15 protein-coding genes are annotated in these 15630 nt (G+C 62.8%); 9 read left to right on the forward strand and 6 right to left on the reverse strand.

Annotated elements, in window-relative coordinates; translation table 11 throughout:
- The first annotated feature begins 63 nt into the window (after positions 1-63).
- From ABE456_RS06990 to ABE456_RS07005, 4 genes are all read left to right on the forward strand, one after another.
- On the forward strand, positions 64-540 hold the full coding sequence (locus ABE456_RS06990) for a PaaI family thioesterase (protein ID WP_346643272.1): 477 nt from the start codon (positions 64-66) through the stop codon (positions 538-540).
- Entirely contained in the window at positions 537-1019 is a 483-nt protein-coding gene (locus ABE456_RS06995; RefSeq protein WP_346643273.1) for a PaaI family thioesterase, read from the forward strand. The genes ABE456_RS06990 and ABE456_RS06995 overlap by 4 nt, the downstream gene beginning before the upstream one ends.
- Before the next feature lie 69 nt (positions 1020-1088).
- Complete coding sequence (gene htpG, locus ABE456_RS07000; RefSeq protein WP_346643274.1) at positions 1089-2993, forward strand: molecular chaperone HtpG; 1905 nt, start codon at positions 1089-1091, stop codon at positions 2991-2993.
- A 63-nt stretch (positions 2994-3056) separates the two neighbouring features.
- Positions 3057-3782: a dienelactone hydrolase family protein gene (locus tag ABE456_RS07005; RefSeq protein WP_346643275.1), complete on the forward strand. Its 726-nt coding sequence runs from the start codon at positions 3057-3059 to the stop codon at positions 3780-3782.
- 131 nt (positions 3783-3913) lie between these two features.
- Here the strand turns inward: ABE456_RS07005 and ABE456_RS07010 are convergent, their stop codons facing one another.
- On the reverse strand, positions 3914-4777 hold the full coding sequence (locus tag ABE456_RS07010) for a pirin family protein (protein ID WP_346643276.1): 864 nt from the start codon (positions 4775-4777) through the stop codon (positions 3914-3916).
- Between the two features lie 116 nt (positions 4778-4893).
- On the opposite strand from ABE456_RS07010, the gene ABE456_RS07015 reads away from it, so the two are divergent.
- Complete coding sequence (locus ABE456_RS07015; RefSeq protein ID WP_346643277.1) at positions 4894-5901, forward strand: amidohydrolase family protein; 1008 nt, start codon at positions 4894-4896, stop codon at positions 5899-5901.
- 168 nt (positions 5902-6069) lie between these two features.
- On the opposite strand, the gene fabB is transcribed toward ABE456_RS07015, so the two are convergent.
- The 5 genes from fabB to ABE456_RS07040 all read right to left on the reverse strand — a co-directional run bounded on the left by fabB (position 6070) and on the right by ABE456_RS07040 (position 12990).
- Complete coding sequence (fabB, locus tag ABE456_RS07020; RefSeq protein ID WP_019099700.1) at positions 6070-7290, reverse strand: beta-ketoacyl-ACP synthase I; 1221 nt, start codon at positions 7288-7290, stop codon at positions 6070-6072.
- Between the two features lie 11 nt (positions 7291-7301).
- On the reverse strand, positions 7302-7817 hold the full coding sequence (fabA, locus tag ABE456_RS07025; RefSeq protein ID WP_008089108.1) for a 3-hydroxyacyl-[acyl-carrier-protein] dehydratase FabA: 516 nt from the start codon (positions 7815-7817) through the stop codon (positions 7302-7304).
- Between the two features lie 207 nt (positions 7818-8024).
- Entirely contained in the window at positions 8025-9956 is a 1932-nt protein-coding gene (locus tag ABE456_RS07030; protein ID WP_346643278.1) for an ATP-binding protein, read from the reverse strand.
- Positions 9953-10843 carry an ABC transporter substrate-binding protein gene (locus tag ABE456_RS07035; RefSeq protein ID WP_346643279.1) on the reverse strand — a complete coding sequence of 297 codons (891 nt, stop codon included), beginning with the start codon at positions 10841-10843 and terminating at the stop codon, positions 9953-9955. Before ABE456_RS07035 ends, ABE456_RS07030 begins: the two co-directional genes overlap by 4 nt.
- Entirely contained in the window at positions 10843-12990 is a 2148-nt protein-coding gene (locus tag ABE456_RS07040) for a TonB-dependent receptor (RefSeq protein WP_346643280.1), read from the reverse strand. The genes ABE456_RS07035 and ABE456_RS07040 overlap by 1 nt, the downstream gene beginning before the upstream one ends.
- 205 nt (positions 12991-13195) lie before the next feature.
- Between ABE456_RS07040 and ABE456_RS07045 the strand changes: the two genes are divergently transcribed.
- The 4 genes from ABE456_RS07045 (at position 13196) to ABE456_RS07060 (ending at position 15574) form a co-directional block, all read left to right on the forward strand.
- The gene (locus ABE456_RS07045; RefSeq protein WP_346643281.1) at positions 13196-14221 is read left to right on the forward strand and encodes an NAD(P)H-dependent glycerol-3-phosphate dehydrogenase; all 1026 of its coding nucleotides are present in this window, start codon (positions 13196-13198) and stop codon (positions 14219-14221) included.
- A gap of 24 nt (positions 14222-14245) precedes the next feature.
- On the forward strand, positions 14246-14593 hold the full coding sequence (locus ABE456_RS07050; protein WP_051098986.1) for a DUF4389 domain-containing protein: 348 nt from the start codon (positions 14246-14248) through the stop codon (positions 14591-14593).
- Positions 14590-15048, forward strand: coding sequence for a phosphohistidine phosphatase SixA (gene sixA / locus ABE456_RS07055; protein ID WP_346643282.1), 459 nt, complete (start codon positions 14590-14592; stop codon positions 15046-15048). Before ABE456_RS07050 ends, sixA begins: the two co-directional genes overlap by 4 nt.
- A 130-nt stretch (positions 15049-15178) precedes the next feature.
- Positions 15179-15574: a hypothetical protein gene (locus ABE456_RS07060; RefSeq protein ID WP_346643325.1), complete on the forward strand. Its 396-nt coding sequence runs from the start codon at positions 15179-15181 to the stop codon at positions 15572-15574.
- The last annotated feature ends 56 nt before the right edge of the window (positions 15575-15630 follow it).

The raw sequence follows: 15630 nt of genomic DNA on the forward strand, positions 1-15630 counted from the left end.
CCCCGTTCTATATAGACTTTTTACCAATTTTATGCCGCTGCGGCCGGTGGGTGGAAATAGCGAATGAACGATTCAGCCTTGATGGCCATGGCCGAGCGATTTCTCTCGGCATTGAAGCATTGTCAGTTGTTGCAGATGCGTGTGGCGCACGCCGATGACCAGGGCATGACCCTGGTCCTGCCCTGGTCGGCGGCCATCGTTGGCAACCCGCAAACCGGCGCCGTGCATGGCGGCGCGCTGACCACGCTGCTGGACACCACCTGCGGCATGGCCACGCTGTGCGTGCTGCCACGCTTCGAAGTGTGCCCTACGCTGGACCTGCGCATCGACTACATGCACCCAGCCGAGGCCGGCAAGGACATCTACGGCCACGCCCAGTGCTACCGGGTCACCCGTGACGTGATCTTCACCCGCGGCACCGCCTACCAGGACGACCCGGCCCGGCCAATTTGCCAGGTGGTGGGCACGTTCATGCGCCTGGGCCAGGAGGTCAAGGGCGGCATCCGCTTTGGCAACAACCTGAAGGAGGGGGGCGCATGATTCCGCACGCAGTTCGCCAGCAGCTCAACGCCGCGCATGCCCAGGGTGATTACCGGCCATTGCTGGCGTTGATCCCCTACGCCGGGCTGATCGGTATCGAATGCGAGCGCCAGGGCGATGACCTGATGTTTCGCCTGCCGGCCAGCCAGGACAACATCGGCAACCCGCTGCTGCCTGCGATCCATGGTGGGGTAATCGCGGGCTTCATGGAGTTGTCGGCAGCGCTGTACCTGCTGATCTACAGCGAAAGTGCAAGCATTCCGAAGATCATCGATTTCTCGATCGACTACCTGCGCGCCGGGCATTTTCGCGATACCTACGCCCAGTGCCAGCTGTGGCGCCAAGGGCGACGGGTGACCAACGTGGCCATCACCGCCTGGCAGGGCGACAAGCAGTCGCCGATTGCCACGGCCCGCGCGCATTTCAAGATCGAACCGGAAAAGCCCTTGAAATCATCCGGGCAGCCCCCATCTGCATGACATCCGCCGTTAACGCAGGCCGTACTGGCCGCCAGGCGCCACTGCCATCAGATTGGAGTTTTGAAGACCATGAGTGTGGAGACTCAAAAAGAAACGCTGGGCTTTCAGACCGAGGTAAAGCAGCTGCTGCACCTCATGATCCATTCCTTGTATTCGAACAAGGAGATCTTCCTGCGTGAATTGATCTCCAACGCTTCCGACGCAGCCGACAAGCTGCGTTTCGAAGCCCTCGCCAAGCCAGAGCTGCTCGAAGGCGACGCCGACCTGAAGATTCGCCTGAGCTTCGACAAGGACGCCGGCACCGTTACCCTCGAGGACAACGGCATCGGCATGAGCCGCGAAGACGTGATTGCCCACCTGGGCACCATCGCCAAGTCTGGCACCGCTGACTTCATGAAGAACCTCACCGGTGACCAGAAGAAGGATTCGCACCTGATCGGCCAGTTCGGCGTGGGCTTCTACTCCGCGTTCATCGTTGCCGACAAAGTTGACGTCTACAGCCGTCGCGCCGGCCAGCCGGCCGCCGAAGGCGTGCACTGGTCGTCGAAAGGTGAGGGTGAATTCGAAGTCGCTACCATCGACAAGCCGCAGCGCGGTACCCGCATCGTCCTGCACCTGAAGAAGGACGAGCAGGAGTTCGCCGATGGCTGGCGCCTGCGCAACGTGGTCAAGAAGTACTCCGACCACATCGCCCTGCCGATCCAGTTGCCAAAAGAGCAAGCTGCCGCCGAAGGCGAAGAGCAGCCGGCCGAAGAGTGGGAAACCGTCAACCGCGCCAGCGCCCTGTGGACCCGTTCGCGCACCGAGGTGAAGGACGAGGAATACCAGGAGTTCTACAAGCACATCGGCCATGACTTCGAAAACCCGCTGGCCTGGAGTCACAACAAGGTCGAAGGCAAGCTCGAATACAACTCGCTGCTGTACGTGCCGGCCCGTGCACCGTTCGACCTGTACCAGCGCGAAGCGCCACGCGGCCTGAAGCTGTACGTGCAGCGTGTGTTCATCATGGACCAGGCCGAGTCGTTCCTGCCGCTGTACCTGCGCTTCATCAAGGGTGTGGTCGACTCCAACGACCTGTCGCTGAACGTGTCGCGGGAAATCCTGCAGAAAGACCCGATCATCGACTCGATGAAAACCGCGCTGACCAAGCGTGTGCTGGACATGCTGGAGAAGCTGGCGAAGAACGAACCCGAGCAGTACAAGGGTTTCTGGAAGAACTTTGGCCAGGTGCTGAAGGAAGGCCCAGCCGAAGACTTCGCCAACAAGGAAAAGATCGCCGGCCTGCTGCGCTTCGCTTCCACCCAGGACGACAGCGGCGAGCAGAGCGTTGCCCTGGCCGACTACCTGGCGCGTGCCAAGGAAGGCCAGGACAAGATCTACTACCTCACCGGCGAGTCGTATGCGCAGGTCAAGAACAGCCCGCACCTGGAAGTCTTCCGCAAGAAAGGCATCGAAGTGCTGCTGCTGACCGACCGCATCGACGAGTGGCTGATGAGCTACCTCAACGAGTTCGACGGCAAGGCCTTCGTCGATGTCGCCCGTGGCGACCTGGACCTGGGCAAGCTGGATTCGGAAGAAGACAAGAAAGCCCAGGAAGAAGTGGCCAAGGACAAGGAAGGCCTGGTCGAGCGCCTGAAAGGTGCGCTGGGTGACAGCGTGGCCGAAGTACGCGTGTCGCACCGCCTGACCGATTCGCCGGCAATCCTGGCCATTGGCGAACAGGACCTGGGCTTGCAGATGCGCCAGATTCTTGAAGCCAGCGGGCAGAAGGTACCGGAGTCCAAGCCGATCTTCGAATTCAACCCGAGCCACCCGCTGATCGAGAAACTGGACAACGAGCAGAGCGAAGACCGCTTTGCCGATCTGTCGCACATCCTGTTCGATCAGGCGGCCCTGGCGGCCGGTGACAGCCTGAAGGACCCGGCGGCTTACGTTCGTCGCCTGAACAAGCTGTTGGTCGAGCTGTCTGCTTGAGTTGATGCAAAGGAAAGCCCGCTTCGGCGGGCTTTTTTATGACGAGAGCCAAAGGAGTGCTTGATGAGCAAAGTAATCGTCGAATCGCTGGTTTATCACCTGTCCGGCAAGACCTACGAAAGCCGCCTGGTCTATGAGCCGGGTGCGCTGGGGCGTCCAGGGCTGGTGATGGCGCCGAACTGGATGGGCATCGGCGAAGGGGCCGAGCGCATCGCCAAGGAAGTGGCCGAAAAAGGCTATGTGGTGCTGATTGCCGACCTGTATGGGCAATCCGTGCGCCCGTCCAATGCCGACGAGGCTGGCGCGGCGATGATGCCGCTGAAGAACGACCGTGGCGAGCTGCGCAAGCGCATGCAGGAAGCCCTGGCGCAGTTGTTGGGGCAGTCAAAGGCGCTGCTTGAGCCGGGCAAGGTGGCCACATTCGGTTTCTGCTTCGGTGGCTGCTGCGCCCTGGAGCTGGCGCGTACCGGTGCCGACCTGCGTGCAGCGGTGTCGTTCCACGGTACTTTGGACACGCCGAACCCGGAAGATGCCAAGCGCATCAAGGGCTCGGTGCTGGTATTGCACGGGGCTGCCGACCCGTTGGTGCCTAAAGAGCAGCTGCCGGCATTCGAAGACGAGATGAACGCGGCCAAAGTGGATTGGCAGTTGCTGAGCTACGGCGGGGCAGTGCACTCGTTTACCGACCCGAATGCCAACGTGCCGGGCAAGATGCAGTATGACCGGCGCACTTCGGAGCGGGCGTTCCGTTCGATGCATAATCTGCTGACTGAAGTGTTCCAGCGCTGATACCGTGTGGGGCTGCTTTGCAGCCCATTCGCGGGTAAACCCGCTCCCACAGGTACGTCGCTGCCCGCGAGAGCGGCGCGATCTTTGTGGGCGCGGGTTTACCCGCGAATGGACCGCAAAACGAACTTTGTTCAGCGCGGTAACTCGATCCTTGAAGTTTCCCCCGGCACCCCCGGCCAATCCCCTGCCGCCCATCTGGCCCGGGCTTGCTCGATCAGTTCCGGATCACTGGCCACGAAATTCCAGTTCATCCGCCGCGGCCCATCCAGCGGCGCGCCACCAATCAGTACCAGCTGGCATTCACCCTCCGCGTACAGCGTCACTTCTTCGCCTTCCGGCAGCACTACCAGGCTGCACGGCTCCACGTCCTCGTCATTCATCATCAGCTCACCGTCGAGCAGATACAGTGCCCGCTGCACATGTTCATTCGGTACTAGCAACGTCGTCGCCGGTTGCATCCGTACGTATGCGTAAAGGGTAGGGGACAGCACTGGCACCGGTGACTCCAGGCAGAAGCCGCTGCCAGCGATCATGCAGATACGCACCCCCAGGCTGTCACTGACCGGCAGGTTCGCTGCCGGGTGGTGGCTATAGCTCGCCGGCCCTTGTTCATGCTCGCGTGGCGAGGCCAGCCACACCTGCAAGCCGTGCAGGCGCGAGCCATGGGCCAGGGCATCCGCAGGCGTACGCTCGACATGGGCCACGCCGCTGCCGGCGGTCATCCAGCTGACGTCACCCGGCAGCACTCGCTGCGCCGAGCCAAGGCTGTCCTTGTGCAGGATCGCCCCTTCGAACAGGTAGGTGAGGGTCGACAAGCCGATATGGGGATGCTGGCGAATGTCCATGCCGTGCCCTGGGGCATAGTCGGTTTCGAGCATGTGGTCGAAAAACACGAATGGGCCGACGCTGCGACACTGGGCCGACGGCAGCGGGCGCAGGATCGGCTGGCCCTCGACCGATTCGGCACGTGGGCGGATGACCAGGGGGCTGCTCATGGGGGGGCTCCAGTGTATGTGGAAATGCCCCAAGCATAGCGGTTTGCCCGCCGCGGCTGAACCGTCTCGTTTGCTGGCCGGTCTACCTTATTCGTACTCGAAGAAGGAGGCTGCCCATGATCGCCAGAGCGCTGGCCTGCGTGCTGATATCGGCTTGGCTTTGCCAGGCGGCACAGGCGCGCGACTACCGCTACAGTGATGCCCACCTGCACTATGTCGACTTCTTCCAGGAAAGCGAAGGCATGCTGGCGTTGATCAAGGCGATGGACGCTGCTGGTATCGAGCAGTCGATGATTTCCGGCATACCCGTGGCCAAGAAATGGCATGAAGACGAGCCCAAGCGCCCGCGCTATTACGCCGGTGATGACGCCGATGCCTACTGGTACAGCGCCACCGACACCTATGTGGCTGCGGCCCTGCAGCAATTACCGGGTGAGCAGCGCAAACGCTTTCATCCGTTCCTGACGGGCTTCAACCCGGTGGACAAGAACGCCGTCAGTCATATCGAACGCATGCTCGATATGTACCCGGGGCTATGGCAGGGCATTGGCGAGGTGTTCACCCGCCACGACGACCTGACAGCGTTGACCAGCGGTGATACGCCGCGCGCCAACAACGAAGCCATGACACGCATCTATCACCTGGCGGCTGAGCGCGACCTGCCGGTGCTGCTGCATTCCAACATCACCTCCAAGCGCGAACGCAACCCGCTGTACCTGGCGGAGATCGAAGAGCCGCTGCGCAACCACCCGCACACGCGGTTCATCTGGGCGCACGCCGGCAGCAGCATGGAGATACACCGACACCAGACGCAGATGGACTTTCTGCTGCCGGTGCTGACGCGTTTGTTGGGGGATTACCCGAACCTGTACGTCGACCTGTCGTGGAGTGTGCTGCAGCCTTACCTGCTGGATGACCAGGGCGTGCCGCGCAAGGAGTGGCTGGCATTGGTCGAGCAGTACCCGGAGCGGTTCATGCTGGGGTCGGATGTGGTGGGGCGGTTTGGCAGCCTGGGGGAGCAGTTGCATGGGTTCAGGCCGTTTCTGGATGCGTTGCCGGAGGCGGTGGCAAACAGGGTGGCCCGGGAGAATTTTCTGGCGGTGTTGCCCAAGGTACAGCAGTGACCTGTGCCGGCCTCTTCGCGGGTAAACCCGCTCCCACAGGGACCGCATCGCATTCGGGCTTGTGGTGATCCTGTGGGAGCGGGTTTACCCGCGAAGAGGGCCGTGCAGGCCACACAAAAGAAAACGCCCCGAACCAGTCGGGGCGTTTTCGTTTACTGCGTCAGCGTCTTACTTGCCTTCCCAGCGCTTGAGCACCAGGGTGGCATTGGTGCCGCCGAAGCCGAAGCTGTTGCTCATGACCGTGTCGATCTTGGCGTTTTCTTCGGTTTTGCGCAGGATCGGCAGGTCGGCGACCTCCGGGTCCAGCTCGTCGATGTTGGCGGAGCCGGCGATGAAGTTGTTTTCCATCATCAGCAGGCAGTAGATCGCTTCGTGCACGCCAGCGGCGCCCAGCGAGTGGCCCGACAGGCTCTTGGTCGAGCTGATCTTCGGAGCCTTGTCGCCGAACACGGCGCGAACGCCCTTGATCTCGGCAACGTCACCGACCGGGGTCGAGGTGCCGTGGGTGTTCAGGTAGTCGATTGGGGTGTCGACGGTGGACAGCGCCTGCTGCATGCAGCGGATGGCGCCTTCGCCGCTCGGGGCAACCATGTCGTAGCCGTCGGAAGTGGCACCGTAGCCGACGATTTCGGCGTAGATCTTGGCACCACGGGCCAGGGCGTGTTCCAGCTCCTCGACCACTACCATGCCGCCACCGCCAGCGATGACGAAGCCATCACGGTCAGCGTCGTAGGCGCGCGAGGCCAGTTCCGGGGTTTCGTTGCGCTTGGTCGACAGGGCGCCCATGGCATCGAACAGGAACGACTGGCTCCAGTGCTCTTCTTCACCGCCACCGGCAAAGACGATGTCTTGCTTGCCCCACTGGATTTGCTCCAGGGCGGTACCGATGCAGTGAGCCGAAGTGGCGCAGGCCGACGAGATCGAGTAGTTGATACCCTTGATCTTGAACGGGGTGGCCAGGCACGCCGAAACGGTGCTGCCCATGGTGCGGGTTACACGGTACGGGCCGACGCGCTTGACGCCTTTCTCACGCAGGGTGTCCAGGGCTTCCATCTGGTTCAGGGTCGAGGCGCCGCCGGAGCCGGCCACCAGGCCAGTACGCGGGCTGGAAACCTGCTCTTCGGTCAGGCCGGCGTCCTTGATCGCGTCCTGCATCGCCAGGTAGGCGTAGGCAGCAGCGTGGCCGACGAAGCGGTAGACCTTGCGGTCGATCAGTTCTTCGAGGTTGAGGTCGATGGACCCGGAAACCTGGCTACGCAGCCCCATTTCCTTGTATTCCGGGTTGTAACGGATACCCGGACGGCTGTTGCGCAGGTTTTCGGTGACGGTAGCTTTGTCATTGCCCAGGCACGATACGATGCCCAGACCAGTGATAACGACGCGGCGCATGCGAATAACCCTTAGAAATTGTCAGTGGAGGTGAACACGCCGACCCGCAGGCCTTCGGCAGTGTAGATCTCGCGGCCGTCGACGCTGACCGAGCCATCGGCGATGGCCATGTTCAGCTTGCCCTTCAGGACGCGCTTGATGTGAATGTTGTAAGTGACTTTCTTGGCGGTAGGCAATACCTGGCCAAAGAACTTCACCTCGCCCGAACCCAGGGCGCGGCCGCGGCCTGGCAAACCCTGCCAGCCGAGGAAGAAACCGACCAGCTGCCACATGGCGTCGAGGCCCAGGCAGCCTGGCATGACCGGGTCGCCCTCGAAGTGGCAGGCGAAGAACCACAGGTCCGGGGTGATATCCAGCTCGGCGACCAACTCACCTTTGCCGTACTTGCCGCCTTCTTCGCTGATATGGGTGATGCGATCGACCATCAGCATGTTCGGCGCGGGCAGTTGCGCATTACCTGGGCCGAACAGCTCACCGCGACTGCAGCGCAGCAGGTCTTCCCGAGTAAAGGCGTGTTGTTTGGTCATGCGAGCTCCTCAATAACCCCCTGTGGCAGGGGATGAATCTTCCCGACCGGCCCGAGAACCAACGGCTTCGGGGCGGTAGCCTACAGGTAGACTATTGCGTTGTGGTGAAAGTCACAGCGCACCTGGTGAAAGAAGTACAGGTGTGCACTGAAACGTCTATTTTCAGGTCCGAAGAAGGTCCTGTCCAGTGTTTAAGACTGCCGCACTTTAGCATTTATCGCCAGTCGCGGTTGTCAGGCCGGGTAACCAGCGTTGCAGCACGCGCTGCAGTTCGTTGCGGCGCAAGGGTTTGCTCAGGTAGTCGTCCATGCCGGCGGCCATGCAGCGCTCGCGGTCACCGTCGAGGGCATTGGCGGTCAGGGCGATGATCGGTAGCCCGGCGCCATTGGGCAGCTGGCGGATGCGCCGGGTGGCTTCATAGCCGTCCATATGCGGCAAGCGGCAGTCCATCAGCACGGCGGCAAAGCGCTGCTGGCCGACCTGCTCGACTGCCTCCAGGCCATCCTGAACTGTGCATACCGCCCAACCCAGGCTGCGTAGCATGGCCTCAATGACGCTCTGGTTGACCGGATTGTCCTCTACCAGCAGCACTTGATCATTGCCCGGCGCCGTCGGTTGCGCATCCGTTGGCAGCGTCAGCGGGCCAGAGGGCGGGCTGGCCAAGGCCAATGGCATCTCCAGGGTAAAGGTCGAGCCCAGGCCTTCCCGGCTTTCGCCGCGCAGCTTGCCACCCATGCGCTCGGCCAGGGTGCGAGCGATCGACAAGCCCAGCCCGGTACCGCCATAACGGCGGGAAATCGAGCTGTCGGCCTGCTGGAAGGCGACGAACATCATTTCCAGGCGGTCGCTGTCGATACCGATACCGGTGTCACGTACGCTGCAGGTAAGCCAGATCAGCTGGCGGTCGAGCACCTGCCAGCGCACCTCCACCTGCACCTGGCCACGTTCGGTGAACTTCAGCGCGTTGCCGATCAGGTTCAGCAAAATCTGGCGGATGCGCGTTGGGTCGCCGTTTACCTGCAATTGCTCGATGCCGGAAGGCAGTTGCAACTTCAGGCCAAGCCCGCGCTGCTGGGCGCTGTGCTGGAACGACTGGACACTGCTGGTGATCAGTTCGCCCAGGTTGAAGTCGATGTGTTCCAGTTGCAGCGCGGCGCGCTCGATGCGCGAGAAGTCGAGGATGTCGTTGATGACCTTCAGCAGGTGCCCGGTGGACTCGCTGGCCACGGCGGTGTAATCGGCCTGTTCGTTACTCAGCGGCGTGGTTTCAAGCAACTGCAGCATGCCCAGCACGCCATTCATCGGCGTACGCAGCTCGTGGCTCATCATCGCCAGGAAGTCCGATTTGGCACGGTTGGCCTGTTCGGCTTCTTCGCGGGCCTGGATCAGCTCGGCAATGGCCTGTTTCTGTTCATCGCTGGCCTGCTCCAGGGCGTGGGCCAGGTTATTGATGTGGCGTGCCAGGTGCCCCAGCTCGCTGTCATCGACAACCGGCAATGGGGTGTTGTACTCACCCTGTTGGATGGCCTTGACCGCATGGCCCATGTCGCTGATCGGCTTGGCCAGGCTCAGGGCCAGGCGGCGCGCCAGCAAAAAGGTGAACAGCAGGGCGAATAGCGCGAGGATGCCTGCTTTGATCACGATTTCCTTTTGGCGCTGGCTGAAGGCGTCATCGGACATGCCGACGATCACCCGGCCCAGGTAGTCGTCGCCGATGGCCGGGGTGGTGGCCTTGCCCTGTTGCAGGAAGTCGTTGTCCAGGCGGATCTGCTGCAGGCGGATGGGCGCCTGAAACACTTCGACCTGCTGCGCACGGTTGGCGCTTTCATCGGACTGCTCGACGTACACCAGGATGTGGTTGCGGCTGTCCTGCACCTCCAGGAAGCGCACGTGCGGAATGCTGAGGGTGGCACGCATCAGGCCTTCGAGCACTTCGTTGTTGCCAGAAATCACCCCGTACTCCGAGGCCGGTGCCAGCTGGTTGGCAATCAGTTGCCCGGTGTGGTTCAGCTCCTGGCGCAGGTCCTGGATGCGGACAAAGGTAAAGAAGCTGATCAGCAGCAAGGTCAGCAACAGGGCCGGGCCGAGGCTGATGATTTGAGTGCGGGTGTGAATGTCCCAGCTCAGGCGCTTGCTCATGGGGTGGGTTCTCCCTCGGCCAGGGCCTTGGCGGCGGCGTTCGGATCGATCGGTTCAAGGCCGAGGGCGCGCGCCACCTGCTGGTTGCCACTGACGCCGTAGCGTGCCGGGTACAGGCTGCGTGGCCAGCGCGCTGGTGGCTGGTCGAGCAGTTGGTCGAGCACCGCCAGCCAGTCATCCTGGTCGCTGTAGGTGCTGGCCAGGGCGCCGGCGCGAACGAAACCGGCGTTCGGGCCGATCAGCGCCATTTGCCGGCCATAGCTGCTCAACAACAGGTTCTTTGCGGTCTTGGAGTTATACAGGTCGGGGTCATCCAGGCCCAGCAGCACATCGCTGCTGCCCAGCAGCAGCTGCAGCGGCCGACTGTCGCGCGGGTCGGGCCAGTCCTGGGCAATGATCTCCAGGCCCAGCGGGCGGGCGGCATGGCGCAGCTCTTCGAGCAAAAAGCCGCTGTGTTCACCGTACAGCACACCGATGCGTTGGGCTTGCGGCAGCAGGTAGCGCGCCAGGCGCAATTGCCGGCCTAGTGGCGGGTCGCTCCACAGCAGGGTGAGGAACGCGGGGCGCGACTTTCCCAGGCGCTGTTCAGCCTGTACCCGGCTGACCCGCATGGCCAGGGCCGGCGGGCCGGCGGTATCCCGCAGGCGCCACTCCAGCGCGGCGTTATCCAGCAGGATCAGGCGCTGGTCGGCTTTGAGTGTGCCAGGCCGTGGCAGGTCAGCGATGGCCTGAAAATGCACATGGTCGTGCGGCCGGCGGCTTTCCAGCGCGGCGACAAAACTGCGGATGCCGGGCTGGTCCTCGGCGCCCACCAGCAGGACTTCGCTGGCAGACAATGGCCCCAACGGCCACAGGCACAGCAGCAGCAGGCGCAGAAGCAGAGCCATCAGAACTCCAGCTCCGCGCTGACGCTCAGGCGGTGACGGCTGTCGAAGCGGTTCTGCACTGCCGTGGTCGGCTCATCGTCCAGGCGCTGTTGCCACAGCGTTGCCAGCTCCAGGCTGCTGCCGTACACCCGAAAGCGCTTGGCCAGGCGCAGGTCCAGGCGCTCGTAGCGGTACTGGTTGAGTGCATCGTCGCCGTAATAGAACAGCGCGCTCGACCAACCGTTGCCCCATTCGCGCATCCACCCGGCCGAGCCGCTGTTGCGGGCGCTGAGGCGGCGGTCGTCAGGGTTGCTGGCCCAGGCATCGACGTAGGCGTAGGTCAGGCGCAGGCGGTCGCGCAGGGTGGGGCGCCAGTCCAGTTGCGCCTCGCTGCCAGAGAACCGGGCCTTGTTGGCGTTGCTGGCGATGTACTGGTTGTTCTTCAAGGGCTCGCTGATCATTCCAGTGATCTCGTCGTAGAACAGCTTCACATCCATGCTCAGGTCGATGTCGCTGAAGAAGCCGTTGTAGCCCAGCTCGCGCGAGCGCATGCGTTCCTGGTCGAGGTCGCCAGGGCCGCGGGTCTTTACGAAGTATTCGCCGTTTGGCAGCCCGAACGAATTTGGGGTCAGGTTCTTGACCGTGTAACTCCAGTTGACGTTGTTCTCGAACATGTCCGGTGAACGCACCGCTTCGGAATACACCGCACGCAGGCCATGGCGGGGGGTGATCAGGTAGTTGATCGCCACCCGTGGGGTCAGCGAACTGCCAGACAGTTGCGAGTCTTCGAACATGGCTCCGCCCTGCAGGATCCAGTGCTCGTCGGCGCGCCATTCCAGCTGGCCGAACAGGCGCCAGGTCTGGTCGTCGATGCTGCCGTTGAAGTAGGTCTGCGAGTCGGCGCGATCATAGCGGTAGTTCATGCCGCTGAGCAGGCGCAGGCTGTCGGTCAGGCTCAGGGTGTCCTGGATTTCCAGATCGTAGCGGGTTTCACGGGTGCTCTGGTCGACATCGCCGCAAACCTGCTGCTTGCCACCGTTCGCCCATTGCTGCTGCACCTTCTGCAGAAGCCCTTGCAGAACGGGATCGTTGGTCGAAAGTGGTGCGCCGGTAGCAATGCCGCGAGCCACTTTTTCGGCAAAGTCAGGGTCCATTTGCCAGATCTGCGTCAATTCGGGGCTGAACGACTGCAAGGCGTCACAGGCGCGCCACACCTGTTGACGGTCGAAATGCTGGGCCGAGCCCTGGATATAGAGGCTGTGCTCGGAGCTGAAATCCTTTGTCCAGCGCAATGAGCCAGCGTAGTCCTTGGCATTGACGTCTGCGTTATTGCCTGCCTCGTACTTGGCAAATACCGGCTGATAGGTATAAGGCCGCTGATTGCTGCCTTCCTTGGCTGCCAGTTGCCACTCCAGGGTCTGGTCGGGCGCCAGGTTGTGGCTGGCACTGAGGTTGAAGCGGTTCAGGCGGCGGCTGTCGCGGTAATCCTGGCCGAACTGGTTCTCGTCGAAACCGTCGTCCTGCTGGCCGGACACCGACAGGCGCATGTCGCCACCCTCCCAGCCGAAGCCATGGCTGAGGTAGTAATCGTTGATGCCGTCCTGGCCGCGGGTCAGCTTCATCCGCGTGCCATGGCTGTCGGCCGGGTTGCGGGTGAGGATGTTGACCACCGCCATCAGCGCGTTGGCGCCGTAGCTGACCGTATTGGGGCCGCGGAACACTTCGATGCGCTCGATGTCCTCCATGGCCACGGGGATGTCGCTCCAGTCCACCGTGGCCAGGCCGGCGCGGTACACCGAGCGGCCATCGATCAGCACCTGCATGCGCCGGGCGTCGTTGACGTTGCTGCCATGGTAGTTGACGGTCGGCTGGTTGCCGGCGTTGTAGCCGATCATCATGCCCGGCACCAGGCGCAGCAGTTCGGGGATGTCACGGGCACCGCTGGCGCGGATCAGCTCGCTGTCGAGCACGGTCATGCTGCCTGGGACCGCCGCCGGGGATTGTTTCAGGCGCGTGGCGGTCAGAACCTGCGGCAGGTCGCTGTTGTCGATGAACAGGTCGTCGGCCACGGCCGAGCCACCGAGCAGGGCGGTCAGAATGAGCAGGCGCGGGTACGGGGGCGTGCCAGGGAACACGGAGCAGCCTTGTATCAGGATTGAAACAGGCATGGTAACTGACCTTGGGGGTTTTGCCAGTGATCTGCTTTACCTGTTCAGGCCCTTTCGCGGGCACCCCCCCTCCCACCGGGGGAGCGCGGTTCTTCTGTGGGAGCGGGCGTGCCCGCGAAAGGGCCGGTACTGACACTGGTTCTGTAGCAGGCGAGCCGTATAATGGCTGGGTCGCCACTTAACTTTTGGCTTTAACGGATTGGATATGACTGAACAGCAACCTGTTGCAGTTCTGGGAGGCGGCAGCTTCGGCACCGCCGTGGCGAACCTGCTGGCGGAAAACGGTGTGCCGGTGCGTCAATGGATGCGCGACCCGGCGCAGGCCGAGGCCATGCGCGTCAATCGCGAGAACCCGCGCTACCTCAAGGGCATCCGCCTGCACGATGGCGTGGAGCCGGTCAACGACCTGCTGGCCACCCTGCAGGCCAGCGAACTGGTTTTCGTCGCCCTGCCATCGAGCGCCTTGCGCAGTGTGCTGGCCCCACATGCCGAGCTGCTGCGCGGCAAGGGCCTGGTCAGCCTGACCAAGGGCATTGAAGCGCAAAGCTTCAAGCTGATGAGCCAGATCCTTGAAGAAATTGCCCCAGAGGCGCGAATCGGCGTGTTGTCGGGGCCTAACCTGGCCCGCGAGATCGCCGAGCACGCACTGACCGCCACGGTGGTTGCCAGCGAGGATGAAAAACTTTGCCAGCAGGTACAGGCCGTGCTGCACGGGCGTACCTTCCGTGTCTATGCCAGTGCCGACCGTTTCGGCGTCGAGCTGGGCGGGGCGCTGAAAAACGTCTATGCCATTATTGCCGGCATGGCCGTGGCATTGGGGATGGGCGAGAACACCAAGAGCATGCTGATTACCCGCGCCTTGGCCGAGATGACCCGCTTTGCCGTCAGCCAGGGCGCCAACCCCATGACCTTCCTCGGCCTGGCCGGTGTCGGTGACCTGATCGTCACCTGCTCCTCGCCCAAGAGCCGCAACTACCAGGTTGGCTACGCGCTGGGCCAGGGCCAGAGCCTGGAAGAGGCGGTCAACCGCCTGGGCGAAGTCGCCGAAGGCGTCAACACCCTGAAGGTGCTCAAGGCCAAGGCCCAGGAAGTGCAGGTATACATGCCGCTGGTGGCGGGCCTGCATGCCATCCTGTTCGAAGGCCGCACGCTGAACCAGGTGATCGAGCACCTGATGCGCGCCGAGCCCAAGACCGATGTCGACTTCATTTCCATAAGCGGCTTCAACTGAGCCGAGCAGAGCAAGGAGCGATACATGAACGATACCCCCGAACGCGCCCAGCGCGAGTCGATCATCCTGCGGGTCCTGTGGATGCTGGTGTTCCTGGTGGTCTGGCAACTGGCCGAGCTGCTGCTTGGCGGCCTGGTGCTGGTTCAGCTGGTCTACCGCCTGGTGTACGGTGCCCCCAGCGCCAGCCTGATGAATTTTGGCGACAGCCTGAGCCAGTACCTGGCGCAGATCGGCCGCTTCGGCAGTTTCCACAGCGACCAGAAACCGTGGCCGTTCGCTGACTGGCCGGCGCCGCGTGCGCCGGAAGGCGAGGCGCCGCATGCGGTGGCCCCAGCGCCACACCCGGTGCGTGACGAGGAGCCCAAGCTGTGAAGCTGTGGGTGCTGCGCCACGGTGAAGCGGAGCCGCGAGCCAACAGCGATGCCGAGCGCCGCTTGACTGCCCATGGCCGCGAGCAGGTGCTGCACAGTGCCGCCCGCCTGCTTGGGCAGCCTTTGCAGGCAATTATCGCCAGCCCTTACGTGCGCGCCCAGCAAACGGCGGCCCTGGTGCATGACACCCTGGGTTTTGCCGAGCCGGTGCGCACGGTGCCCTGGCTGACACCCGAGAGCGATGTACAGCAGGTGATCGGCGAAATCGAACGACTGGGGCTGGAGCATGTGCTGCTGGTCAGCCATCAGCCGCTGGTGGGGACTTTGGTCGGGGCACTGGAGCATGGCCACCAGCAGCAACCGGCAGCGATGAGCACCGCCAGCCTGGCAGAGCTGGAAGGGGACTGGCCGCTGGCCGGGCTGATGACCCTTCGGGCGATCAACTCGCCTGATTGAGCCTAGGGGGCGCAAAGCGCCCCCAGAAATCGAGAAGGCAACTGGCATTTCTGTCAGTTGCCGCATTCACCTATCCATTGCTAGCGTTGCCCCAAAGCAAACAGTCAGGGAGCGACGAATGAGCGGTGTGATGCGGGAGCTGTTAAGTTCCCTGGACCTGCAACCCACCGTAGACAAGTTGGAGCAAGGTGCTGCGCTGGATTTCGCCCAGTACGCCCTGCTGCGCGAGTCGGCCGATGCCAAGCTTTACCAGCTGATGCACAAGCTCAACGGCAACGGCAGCCTGGAACCCAGCACCAGGCAACAGAGCGTACAGGACCTGCGCACGCTGCAGGATGCCTGCTTGCGTGTCTCCCACCTGCTGCAAACCAGTTGCCTGGCCCTGCGCCGTCTGCAACTCGACTACCAGCACCAGCGCCTGGCCCGCGAAGCGCTGGAGTGCCAAGTGGCGTACATGCAAGCCTGCTTGCGCCGGTCTCTGGCCAGTTTCGACCGATCTTCATGGCCTGATAGCCGTCGCCGATGACCTTTCCGGACATTGCCGAACGGCCGCTCGATACCGACAATGGGCCATTATCCCGT

Source organism: Pseudomonas sp. TWI929 (assembly GCF_039673335.1).
In the GTDB taxonomy this organism is placed as follows: Bacteria; Pseudomonadota; Gammaproteobacteria; order Pseudomonadales; family Pseudomonadaceae; genus Aquipseudomonas.

Bases quoted from the DNA above. Each gene is read 5' to 3' on its own strand.
- ABE456_RS07050 (WP_051098986.1), top strand. From the start codon at position 14,246: ATGAACGATACCCCCGAACGCGCCCAGCGCGAGTCGATCATCCTGCGG.
- ABE456_RS07010 (WP_346643276.1), bottom strand. From the start codon at position 4,777: ATGAGCAGCCCCCTGGTCATCCGCCCACGTGCCGAATCGGTCGAGGGC.
- ABE456_RS07005 (WP_346643275.1), top strand. From the start codon at position 3,057: ATGAGCAAAGTAATCGTCGAATCGCTGGTTTATCACCTGTCCGGCAAG.
- ABE456_RS06990 (WP_346643272.1), top strand. From the start codon at position 64: ATGAACGATTCAGCCTTGATGGCCATGGCCGAGCGATTTCTCTCGGCA.
- ABE456_RS07040 (WP_346643280.1), bottom strand. From the start codon at position 12,990: ATGCCTGTTTCAATCCTGATACAAGGCTGCTCCGTGTTCCCTGGCACG.
- fabB (WP_019099700.1), bottom strand. From the start codon at position 7,290: ATGCGCCGCGTCGTTATCACTGGTCTGGGCATCGTATCGTGCCTGGGC.
- fabA (WP_008089108.1), bottom strand. From the start codon at position 7,817: ATGACCAAACAACACGCCTTTACTCGGGAAGACCTGCTGCGCTGCAGT.
- htpG (WP_346643274.1), top strand. From the start codon at position 1,089: ATGAGTGTGGAGACTCAAAAAGAAACGCTGGGCTTTCAGACCGAGGTA.
- ABE456_RS07060 (WP_346643325.1), top strand. From the start codon at position 15,179: ATGCGGGAGCTGTTAAGTTCCCTGGACCTGCAACCCACCGTAGACAAG.
- ABE456_RS07030 (WP_346643278.1), bottom strand. From the start codon at position 9,956: ATGAGCAAGCGCCTGAGCTGGGACATTCACACCCGCACTCAAATCATC.
- ABE456_RS06995 (WP_346643273.1), top strand. From the start codon at position 537: ATGATTCCGCACGCAGTTCGCCAGCAGCTCAACGCCGCGCATGCCCAG.
- ABE456_RS07045 (WP_346643281.1), top strand. From the start codon at position 13,196: ATGACTGAACAGCAACCTGTTGCAGTTCTGGGAGGCGGCAGCTTCGGC.
- ABE456_RS07015 (WP_346643277.1), top strand. From the start codon at position 4,894: ATGATCGCCAGAGCGCTGGCCTGCGTGCTGATATCGGCTTGGCTTTGC.
- ABE456_RS07035 (WP_346643279.1), bottom strand. From the start codon at position 10,843: ATGGCTCTGCTTCTGCGCCTGCTGCTGCTGTGCCTGTGGCCGTTGGGG.